We start from the raw sequence: 11,016 nt of genomic DNA on the forward strand, positions 1-11,016 counted from the left end.
GCCGCGATGGCTCCTCGCCGATCCGCTAAGGTAAGACTTAGTTAGGTAACCCTTACCGGCTGGCGCGGCTGCGGTGCGTCTTTCGGCAGATATCTCGATGTCGAGATAACTCTAGTACATGACCCCGCCGCGCGACGAGGCGCGCCCGGCGGGCCGTCGCGTCAGTCGCCGAACCGGCGGACGAAACGTCTCTGCCAGGGGGTCTCGACGGCGTGCCGGTCGTACTCCCGGCGCACGAAACGCACCGCTTCGTCCGCCGGGACGCCGTCGAGGACGGCCAGGCAGGCGAGGGCCGTGCCGGTGCGGCCGCGTCCGCCGCCGCAGGCGATCTCGACCCGCTCGGCGGCGGCGCGCTCCCAGGCCTCACGGAGGACGGCGCGGGCGTCCGCCGGGCTGCTCGGCAGCCGGAAGTCGGGCCACCGCAGCCAGCGGGCCTCCCACGGGACTCCGGGCGGCTCCTTGCCGAGCAGGTACACGGCGTAGTCGGGGACCGGCCCGGCCGGCAGCGGGCGCCGGAGGGCACGGCCCCTGACCGTGCGCCCCGAGGGGAGTCGCAGCACGCCGGGGTCCGCGGCGTTCCAGGTCCGGGTCATCCGCCCACGGTAGCGGCGGCGCCCCGCGGCCGGGGCGGGTCCACGGCGGGTCGGCGTCCTCCAAATCCGGGCATACGAAACCAACCACCCATGTCGCCGCGCGCGGTGCCGCCGGAGCGCCCGGACGGGCGTACCACGCCGACGGGAACGGGCGACGGCACCGGGCACCGGGCATGCCCGGTGGCGTGCATCGCCCCCCTCCGCCAAGGACGCCGACGAGGACCGGGAGTTCGCCGCGCGACGGCATCGGATGAACCGCCGCCCGACTGGCCGCGTCACCCCACCGGCCGCGGTCCGTCACCCTGATGGCGGACCCCGACACCGGCGCCATCTCATATCTGAGATAGCCTGCCCCCATGGCAGACGACTACCTCGTACGCATCGGCAAGCTCATCCGTGACGCCCGGCAGCACCGCGGCTGGACGCAGACGCAGCTCGCCGAGGCGCTGGCCACAAGTCAGAGCGCCGTCAACCGCATTGAGCGCGGCAACCAGAACATCAGCCTTGAGATGATCGCCCGGATCGGCGAGGCGCTCGACAGTGAAATCGTGTCACTCGGGTACGCGGGTCCCATGCACCTGCGTGTCGTGGGCGGCCGCCGGCTGTCCGGCTCCATCGACGTCAAGACGAGCAAGAACGCGTGCGTGGCGCTGCTGTGCGCCTCGCTCCTCAACAAGGGCCGCACCACGCTGAGGCGGGTCGCCCGGATCGAGGAGGTCTACCGGCTGCTGGAGGTCCTCAACTCCATCGGGGTGCGCACCCGTTGGATCAACGACGGGATGGACCTGGAGATCGTCCCGCCCGCGCACCTGGACATGGCCGCCATCGACGCCGACGCGGCCCGTCGCACCCGCTCCATCATCATGTTCCTCGGCCCGCTGCTGCACCGGCTGCGGCAGTTCAAGCTCCCGTACGCGGGCGGCTGCGACCTCGGCACGCGCACGATCGAGCCGCACATGATCGCGCTGCGCCGCTTCGGCCTGGACATCACGGCCACCGAGGGGCTTTACCACGCGGAGGTGGACCGGCGGGTCACCCCCGACCGCCCGATCGTGCTGACCGAGCGCGGCGACACCGTGACCGAGAACGCGCTGCTCGCGGCCGCCCGTCATGACGGCGTCACCGTCATCCGCAACGCCTCCTCCAACTACATGGTCCAGGACCTGTGCTTCTTCCTGGAGGCGCTGGGCGTCCGGGTCGAGGGGATCGGCACGACGACCCTGACCGTGCACGGCATCCCCTCCATCGACGTGGACGTCGACTACTCGCCCTCCGAGGACCCGGTCGAGGCGATGAGCCTGCTGGCCGCGGCGGTCGTCACCGAGTCGGAGCTGACGATCCGTCGCGTACCGATCGAGTTCCTGGAGATCGAGCTCGCGGTCCTGGAGGAGATGGGCCTCGACCACGACCGGACCGCGGAGTACCCCGCCGACAACGGCCGGACCCGGCTGGTGGACCTGACGGTACGGCCCTCCAAGCTGGAGGCGCCGATCGACAAGATCCACCCGATGCCGTTCCCGGGCCTGAACATCGACAACGTGCCGTTCTTCGCGGCCATCGCGGCCTCCGCCCAGGGGCAGACCCTCATCCACGACTGGGTCTACGACAACCGGGCCATCTACCTCACCGACCTCAACCGCCTCGGCGGCCGGCTCCAGCTCCTGGACCCGCACCGCGTCCTGGTGGAGGGCCCCACCCGCTGGCGCGCCGCCGAGATGATGTGCCCGCCGGCGCTGCGGCCCGCGGTGGTCGTCCTCCTCGCCATGATGGCGGCGGAGGGGACGTCGGTGCTGCGCAACGTCTACGTCATCAACCGCGGTTACGAGGACCTGGCGGAGCGCCTCAACTCGGTGGGCGCGCAGATCGAGATCTTCCGGGACATCTGAGCAGCTTCAAATGCAACGCCGCTAATTCCCTCCTGACCTGCATGTATGTGAGCCAGGAGGGAATTCGTCGGCGCCTGTGGGACTTGTCTGGGACTTTGGGTCGGGATCGGCTCAGGTATTCGAGAAACTCCCAGAGGGCGCGCTGCCCTGACGTGACATTGCTGAGCCGTGAAGCATGCGCCGAGCCATCGTGTCGATCTCGGCAAGCAATCCCGCGGACTGCTGTTCCAAGTCAATGGCGTGCTGGTGGAGGACTGTACCGGCATGTCGCACACGGTGGCTGATGTGTGGAGCGTTTCCCTTCGCGTACACCAGGTGCCCCTCCGGCAGCCCCAGGGCAGTGCAGTAGGCCAGCATTTGGTACAGGTCCTCATTGGGAAAGCCGCGTTTTCTGCGGGCCTTGTACTTGGCGTCCGCGACGATCAGCGGGGTGCCGGACTCTCCATACCAGACGAAATCGGGTCGCAGGCGGATCGCATTCCCTTCGTCCATGTGGATGTTCCGGGCCTGGAGGACACTTCTGCCACCGTAGGGGCGCATGGCCTCCCGTAGTGCCGTACAGATGAAGTCCTCGTAGATGCCGTTCATGTCGAACAGGAATCCGTTCATACGCAGCTGCCCGGGCAGGTGCTCGGCCGACCATCCCCTCAGCACCGCCTCGGAGAGGTGGAGTGCCGGGTGATAGCGGGTGTTGAGCCGCGTCGGATACCAGCCGAGTGGTGTCTGCCCCCGGGTGAGCGGTGTGATGTCCACCAGCCGGGACCGCTGGTGCATCAGGCGCGTACGTACGGTCCGGGAGACACCGGGGAGGCGCAGAAGCCGGTCGACAGCCGCGCGGAGAATGCGGTTCTCGATGATGTCCGTGGTGAATTCGTCGTACGTCACCTCCGCGGGCACGGGCATGCCGAACCGGCGGCGGATCTGTTCGGACTCGCGGAGCCGGCCGCGTACGACGGGGGACGACTCCTCGGCCGTCCGGTAGCCCTGGAGCAGGCCCTGCCGCAGTGCGCGGTCGATCTGGCGCTCGACGGCGTGCGCGAACGCCGGGAGGAGGTCGTCGTGCGCGGCAAGGTCCACGGCGCCGTCCCGCCAGCCCCGGGGGTCGCTGCTGTAGCCGAGCAGGAAGAGCAGGCGGGCGATCGGCACCTTGGGGGTTATCCGCACCGTGACGCCTTCGCCGCCGGGGACGGTGAGTGTGACGGCGCCTACCCTGCTGCCGGCGCGCAGTCGCCAGGCGCCCGGGTCGTAGGGGTCCGGACCGGCCTCTTCCAGGATTCTGGAGGCGGCCAGTGCGCGGCCCACGGCGTCGGGGAGCCGGACCGAGCGCGCGGGTCCGTGTTCGACAAGCGTGACGTCGGAGGTCACTGCGCGTCGGTCCCGTCGCCCGGTTCGGGCGAGGTGGCACGTGACGCGAGCGCCCTGCGGAGTGCCGGCAGGCCGTAGCGGCCCTCGATGTCGACGCCTTCGCCGTAGTGGTGCTCCTCCAGGAGCGGGAGGATCTTGGTCCGCCAGGTCCGTTCCAGTCCGCCCTCGCGGTAGACGCCTGGCTTCATCAGGTACGACGGTCCGATCTTGAAGTCGGGGTCGTCGATGCGGGTGTTGAGGGCGTCGAGCAGGTCCGCGGGTTCGGGGCCCTTCTCCTCGGACTCCAGCCAGGAACGCAGCAGCCCTCGGGTGGGATCGGTGCGCGGGGACAGCTCGACGAACGCGAAGCGCCGGCGCATCGCCGCGTCGACGAGGGCGATCGAGCGGTCGGCCGTGTTCATGGTGCCCATGACGAAGAGGTTGCGGGGCAGGAAGAAGTCCTCGTCCGAGTAGGTCAGCCGCACCGACAGGTCGCGGTATTCGAGGAGGAAGTACAGCTCTCCGAAGACCTTCGCGAGGTTGGCCCGGTTGATCTCGTCGATGACCAGGAAGTGCGGGATGTGCCGGTTGCCCTCCCTGCGGGCCAGTTCGGCGAACTCCCGCAGCGGGCCGGCCGTGAGCCGGAAGGCGACCTCGCGCGTGCCGGGGTCCTCGCGAGGGCGGAAGCCCTCGAAGAAGTCCTCGTAGGAGTACGACGGGTGGAACTGGACCAGCTCGACCTGCTCCCGTCCGCCGCCGAAGAACTCGGCGAGCTTCTGCGCGAGGAAGGTCTTGCCCGTCCCGGGAGGGCCGTAGAAGATCAGCTGCTTCTCGTCGTGGAGCAGTTGCCTGATCTCCTGCAGCCATTCGAGGTGGTGCACGTGGAGCTCCTTCCGCAGCTCCTCGGTGGGCTCGGGCAGCTCCACGTCGCGGCGGGCGGTGACGGCCAGGGGCTCGGCGCTGATCCCGGTGCCGTCGGCCAGGGCCTCCTCCACGAGTTCCTCGTCGCTGACCCCGAGGCCGTCGACGATGGCCTTGACGGTGGTGAGGTCGACCACGTCGTGGCGCGACGAGAGCTTCTGACGCAGTTCCTGCGGCAGTTCGTCCAAGGGGAAGCCGTCGCCTCCCCACTCCACGGGGCGCCAGAGGACGCGGCTTCCGTCGTCGGCGACGAGGTGCTCGACGTTGCCCGTGATCTTCCCAGTGTGGAGCCGGCCGTCGGAGAGTGCGCACACCGTGTCGCCGGGCCGCATCCGGGAGAGGAAGGCGTGCAGCTCCTCGACGAGCTGCGGCTTCTCGGTGTACGTCGCCGTCGACCCGTAGTCTTCGTCGACGAAGGTGCGCAACTGTTCCTTGCTGATGCCCTGGGTGGCGGCGGGACGCAGGTGGGCGGCGGTCAGGGACACCCTGCCTTCGGGGAGCCACGCGCGCCGGAACAAATCGGGGCCGGCCAAGTGCGGCCCCCGCACCAGCCAGGCGCGGCTGGGACCCGACCACACCTGGCCGAGGAAGTCGGCGAGCGGCCGGCCGTCCTCGGTCTTCCACTCCATCCACCCGTTGGAGCTGCGGCCCACGAGGATCTCCGCCGCCGCGGAGGGCGAATTGCACTCCACGTCCTCGACCACTTCGAGCCAGCCCGGCCACGTGGACGTTTCGCGTATCACCCCTTCCGCGATGAGCCGTTCGCGCAGGCGGTACGAGGAAGGCGTCTTCTCCGGGAACGACGGGACGACGTCGGGTCTCGCCGGGGAGCCCGCGAGCACCACCATCTTCTGGCTGCCGTTGGTCCCGCTCTCGGTCAGCAGCCGGCCTCTGGCCGTGGGCCCGCCGTACGGCAGGCGCAGCTGGAACTCCGGGTACGAATCGAGCATCGGTGTCCTTGGGTCGGAGGGTAGGGCCGGGTGCATTGTGGGGCGCTCGTGATCCACTTCGGTGTCGCTTCGCGTATTTCCGGCCAACTCCGATGCCTCGGCCGGCACAGATCCGGCCGCGCGTTGCCGTGCAGGGCGGCCGACGTCCATGATCGGGAGCGGAGCACAGGCACGGCGAGGGGGAACGGTGGGCACCGGAACGACGAGCGGACCGACCAGGCAGCGGCACACCGAGGAGCTGCTGGCTGCGGTGTCCATGACGTCGGCGCAGCTCGCCCAGGCGGTCGGCCGGTTCGACGGTGACACCCTGACCATGGTGACGGCCGCGATCCGCACGGCGGAGCGCGCCTTCGAGGAGCTCGACGCCTGCTACGACGTCATCGACGACGCCTCGGCCACGGGCCGGGCGATCGCCGCCCGGCTGAGCGCCCTGCTCGCGGCGGAGGACGAGCCGGGCGTCGGTCGGGAGCTGGACGCCCTGGACGCGGTCTCCGCTCGCGTCCGCGGCACGGACCGCGCCCGAGAGCTGCTGCACCGTGTCCTCGGACGGGAGGAGGCGGCCGAGCGCGCCCTGCCGGCGGTGCGCCGTCTCACCGGGGCGGACCTGCCCGCTCTCCCTTCCGCGTACGCGGACGACGCGGGTTTCGACGACCTGATGGCCTTTGCCGCCCGCGAGGAGGAGCTGGCGCCACGGCTGCGTGAGGCGCACGCCGAACGCATCCGCAAGGTGGCCGCGCACCTCGTCCACGTGGTGGAGCAGGTCGCGGCCGTGGGATTCGCCGACGAGGCCTTCGCCGGGGAATCGGCGCACGAGGCACGCCGGGCCCGCGAGCTGTGGGTCCGCTGCCTCGCGGAGCGCAGGCGCGACCTCGGATAGCAGGCCATCTCCGCGCCCGTACGGCACCGGTCTCCGGCCGGATACCGTGTGCGGTGCGACCGGACACGTCAGCTCCGTCCTCCCGCTCACGAGCAGAAAGGCCCCTCGTGCACATCGCCCCCCTGAGCCCGCATGACCCCGTCGAGCTGGGGGGCTACGAGCTGCTCGGCCGCATCGGGCACGGCGGCATGGGACAGGTGTACCTGGGCGAGTCACCCGGCGGGGAGCCCGCAGCCGTCAAGGTGATCAAGCCGTCGGTCGTGGACTCCGAGACCCGGCAGCGCTTCGCCCAGGAAGTGGAGATCCTCAAGACGATCTGGGGTGCGCGGATCGCGGCGCTGCTCGACGCCGACGCGGAGGCCGATCCGCCGTGGCTGGCCACCGAGTACATCGAGGGCCCCGACCTGAGTCGGCACGTGGCCTTGCACGGCCCGCTTCCCTCGCTGCTCGCCGCCTCCCTCGGGGCGACGCTGGCCGAAGCGCTCGCCACCGTGCACAAGCAGGGTCTGCTGCACCGTGACCTCAAGCCCGCGAACGTGCTGCTCGGCCCCAACGGGCCGAAGGTCATCGACTTCGGCCTCGCGGTGTTCGCCGAGTCGAGCGTGTCCCTGACCGCGCCCAACGCCGTGGTCGGCACCCCGGCCTGCATGGCGCCCGAACAGGCACGAGGCGACCGGCCGCTGACCCCCGCGGTCGACGTGCACGCGCTCGGCGCCGTGATGCTGTTCGCCGTCTCTGGTCACCTCCCGTACCAGGCCCCGAACATCCACGTCCTCTTCCACCAGGTCACGGACCCAGAGACGGCTCCCGACCTGTCGGGGGTCCCCGACGAGCTGGTGCCCCTGCTGACGGCGATGCTCGCGCACCGGGCCGAGGACCGGCCGGCGCTGAGCGACGTTGTCCAGCAGTGCCGGGCGGTCATCGAAGCGCAGGGCTGCAAGGTCGCCCAGGCACGGCGCCGGCTCACGACGCACACGGCGGTTCCTTCGCATGCGCTGGACAGCCTGCCGCCCACGGTCGCCCTCCCCCTACCGCCCACCGTCCCGGCGGCCCCGGCGGTTCCCGGGACAAACACGTCGCCGACGGCAGGGCCGACCGTGGCGCTCTCCCCGGACTCCACCCCGTCGGCCGCCCCCGCGCCTGACGTCGACGAGCCGGCCGCCCCCGAGCCGACCCCTACGCTCGTCGACCGTCCCGCGCCGCGGTCCGGAACCGACGCGCCTTCGTCCGCACCCGCCGCCCCGGAACCCGCCACGAGCACGGACAGCCCGTCGCCCACGCCGCCAGCGGCTTCCCGCGCTCCCCGCGGCCGCTCCGGGCAGCGACTGCATTCCGCCCAGGCCCGGATCACCGCGCAGCGGCTCCGCGAGGTGTACGCGGCCCAAGCCGCGTTCTGACACCGGCGGGCTCACGATGCCGGTGGACCCGCGATACTGAGGGGCCTGCCACAACCGTCACGAAACACCACAGGAGGACACGGGTGACCGCCGTCCAGACCAGCCCCGAGCAGCACGGCGACGCGTCGGACGCGGCGGGGCAGGAGCAGTTCCCGGCAGGCGCGCAGGTGCTCGTACGCGACGAGGTGTGGCTGGTCCGGAACGCGGTGCCGACCGCCGACGACGGCACCCGGGTCGAGGTGGTCGGGGTGTCCGACTTCGTACGGGATCAGGAGGCCGTGTTCTTCACCGGCCTGGACACCGTCGAGCTCATCGACCCGCGCGACACCCGCCTGATCGCGGACGACTCCCCCACCTACCGGCGCTCCCGACTGTTCCTGGAGGCCGTGCTGCGCCGCACGGCACTGCCCCAGTCCGAGCGGCGGCTCGCGCTCGCCGACTCCTTCCTCCTGGACCCGCTCCCCTATCAGCGCCGCCCCGCCGAACTCGCGCTCTCCGGCGCCAATCTGCGTCCCCGGCTGCTGATCGCGGACGTGGTGGGCCTGGGCAAGACGCTGGAGATCGGTCTGACGCTCGCGGAGCTCATCCGGCGCGGCCGGGGCGAGCGCATCCTCGTCGTCACGCCGCAGCACGTCCTGGAGCAGTTCCAGCACGAGCTATGGACGCGGTTCGCCATTCCGCTGGTCCGGCTGGACTCGGTGGGCATCGAGCGGATCCAGCGCGAGATCCCCGCGGGACGGAATCCGTTCACGTTCTTCAAGCGCGTGATCGTCTCGATCGACACGTTGAAGAACACCGATCAGTACCGCCACCACCTGGAGCAGATCCGCTGGGACGCGGTCGTCATCGACGAGTCGCACAACCTGATCAACCGCGGCTCCCTGCGCAACCAGCTCGCCCAGACCCTGGCGCCGCGCACCGACGCCCTGATCCTCGCCTCCGCCACGCCGCACAACGGCGACGCGAGGTCGTTCGCCGAGCTGATCGCCCTGCTGGACCCGGCGGCGATCCGCGACCCGGAGAACTACCGTGCCGAGGACATCGAGCACCTCTTCATCCGCCGTACGAAGGTCAGCACCGAGGTCCGCGAGCAGATGAAGGGCCAGTGGGCGGATCGCGGCCCGTCCCAGGCCGTACACTGCCCGGCCACCCCGGCCGAGGAGCGGATCTTCGAGGAGCTGGCGGCCGTCTGGCTGCCGCGCGACGGCAGCCCGTCCGTGAGCCCCGTCCCGCTCTTCCCGTACACGCTCCTCAAGTCCTTCCTCTCCTCGCACGCGGCGCTCAAGGCCACCGTGAGCGCCCGCATCAAGACCCTGGAGAAGAAGGACGACCCCCGCGCAACGGGCGCGGAGCTCGCCGCACTGCGCCGGCTCGCGGAACTGACCGCGGACCTGACGGAGGCGGACTCGGCGAAGTTCGCCGCGCTCGTGGAGCAGCTGGAGGGCATCGGCGTCGGCCCGTCTTCCGACACCCGCGTCGTGGTCTTCTCGGAGCGCGTCCAGACGCTGGAGTGGCTCGCGACCGCCCTACCCGCCGCTCTTGGCTTCCGGGGCAGGACCGCGAAGGACTGCCTGCGCGTCATGCACGGCGGTCTCTCCGACGAGCAGCAGATGCGGGTCGTGGAGGAGTTCGGGCTGGCCGGCGCTCCTGTACGGATCCTGCTGACGGGGGACGTGGCCTCCGAGGGCGTCAACCTGCACCGCCAGTGCCACCAGCTGGTCCACTACGACGTGCCGTGGTCGCTGATCCGCATCGAGCAGCGCAACGGCCGCATCGACCGCTACGGGCAGGCCCAGCCGCCGCAGTTCCGCGCCCTGATCCTCACCAGCGGCACCGAGGGTGCGAAGGACGACACCCTTGTCTCCGAACGGCTCCTGGAGCGCGAGGACCAGGCGCACCGTTCGCTCGGCACTGCGGAGGCCGTCACCGGCCTCTACCGCGCGGAGGCCGAGGAGAAGTCCCTCATCCAGGATCTGCTGCGCGGCAGGACCGTGGACGAGTCCCTCGACGGGCGCCGATCCGGCGAGGACGCCGGAACGGATGCCATGGACGACTTCCTGGCGGACTTCTTCGGCGCGGTCGGCGACGAGCCTCAGGCGGAGGACGGCGCCGCGGCCGGAGAGTCCGCCCCCGAGACGGCCGGAGGCGCCACCGGTACGGAAGTGGCCACGGGCTCCGTCCTCCCTCGCCTCTTCGACTCGACCGCCCACTTCCTGGACGAGGCGCTGCGCGAGGTGTACCCGGACGCCCGCGACCGCCTGGACCTCGACCGTGACGAGCAGGGGCTGCTGTCCTTCCGTCCCCCGGCCGACCTCCTCCACCGCCTCAAGGCGCTGCCCGTGGACTACCTGCGCGAACAGCGGCTGCGCGAGCGGCTGTTGGTCACCTTCAACCGGCGGCTCGCCCAGCAGTCGCTCCAGCGGGCCCGCGAGGCGGGTTCGACCTCCAGCTGGCCGGAGATCTCGCTGCTGACCGATCTGCACCCGGTCGTCGAGTGGCTGACGGACAAGGTCCTCGTCCGGCTCGGGCGCCAGGAGGCGCCGATGATCACGGCCGAGGTGGCGGAGCCCACCTATCTCGTCCAGGGCGTGTACTCGAACGCCCTGGGCCGGCCGACGGTCGTGAAGTGGATGGGGGTGACGCGCGGCGGGGCCGTGGACGACGACATGGTGTCGCTGCTGCGCCGCTCCGGGGTCGGCCCGACGATGGCGAACAAGCTCCGCCACCGGGATCCCGCCCCGCTCGCCGCCGGCATCCCCGCTGTCCTTGAGGCAGCCGAGGCCTTCATGGAGCGGCACCGGGACGCCTGGGACCAGCCGCTGCGCGAGTCGATCGAGCGCCACAAGCTGCGCCTCGGCGACTGGGAGCAGCCCACACTGGCGGGCGAGCGCACCAAGCGGCGGCTCACCGACCTCGCCGACGACCTGCTGACCACCGGGCAGCGCCCGATGCTCCGCGTCCTCGCGGTGCTGCTGCCCGACCCCGACGCACCACCGGCCGCGTCCGCGCCCCTGTCCGCCACGCCCGCCGCCCTCTGAGAGAGCCACT

At 71.0% G+C, this 11,016-nt stretch carries 7 protein-coding genes; 4 read left to right on the forward strand and 3 right to left on the reverse strand.

What is annotated here, in order from left to right; all coding sequences use genetic code 11:
- Positions 1–161 precede the first annotated feature (161 nt).
- Positions 162–593: a protein-tyrosine phosphatase family protein gene (locus tag ACF068_RS13175; protein ID WP_392274293.1), complete on the reverse strand. Its 432-nt coding sequence runs from the start codon at positions 591–593 to the stop codon at positions 162–164.
- A 356-nt stretch (positions 594–949) separates the two neighbouring features.
- Here ACF068_RS13175 and ACF068_RS13180 point away from each other — a divergent pair, with 356 nt between their 5' ends.
- Complete coding sequence (locus tag ACF068_RS13180; RefSeq protein WP_392274294.1) at positions 950–2,479, forward strand: helix-turn-helix domain-containing protein; 1,530 nt, start codon at positions 950–952, stop codon at positions 2,477–2,479.
- A 111-nt stretch (positions 2,480–2,590) separates the two neighbouring features.
- On the opposite strand, the gene ACF068_RS13185 is transcribed toward ACF068_RS13180, so the two are convergent.
- Together ACF068_RS13185 and ACF068_RS13190 are read right to left on the reverse strand one after the other, a co-directional pair.
- Positions 2,591–3,844, reverse strand: a complete 1,254-nt coding sequence (locus tag ACF068_RS13185; RefSeq protein WP_392274295.1) for an McrC family protein — start codon at positions 3,842–3,844, stop codon at positions 2,591–2,593.
- On the reverse strand, positions 3,841–5,694 hold the full coding sequence (locus tag ACF068_RS13190; RefSeq protein WP_392274296.1) for a DUF4357 domain-containing protein: 1,854 nt from the start codon (positions 5,692–5,694) through the stop codon (positions 3,841–3,843). The genes ACF068_RS13185 and ACF068_RS13190 overlap by 4 nt, the downstream gene beginning before the upstream one ends.
- 187 nt (positions 5,695–5,881) lie before the next feature.
- Here ACF068_RS13190 and ACF068_RS13195 point away from each other — a divergent pair, with 187 nt between their 5' ends.
- The 3 genes from ACF068_RS13195 (at position 5,882) to ACF068_RS13205 (ending at position 11,006) form a co-directional block, all read left to right on the forward strand.
- Positions 5,882–6,571, forward strand: a complete 690-nt coding sequence (locus tag ACF068_RS13195) for a hypothetical protein (protein WP_392274297.1) — start codon at positions 5,882–5,884, stop codon at positions 6,569–6,571.
- Positions 6,572–6,678: 107 nt separating this feature from the next.
- Positions 6,679–7,968, forward strand: a complete 1,290-nt coding sequence (locus ACF068_RS13200) for a protein kinase (RefSeq protein ID WP_392274298.1) — start codon at positions 6,679–6,681, stop codon at positions 7,966–7,968.
- Positions 7,969–8,051: 83 nt separating this feature from the next.
- Entirely contained in the window at positions 8,052–11,006 is a 2,955-nt protein-coding gene (locus tag ACF068_RS13205; protein ID WP_392274299.1) for an SNF2-related protein, read from the forward strand.
- Positions 11,007–11,016: the final 10 nt, after the last annotated feature.

The sequence above is a fragment of the Streptomyces sp. NPDC016309 genome, assembly GCF_043077235.1.
Classification (GTDB): Bacteria; Actinomycetota; Actinomycetes; order Streptomycetales; family Streptomycetaceae; genus Streptomyces.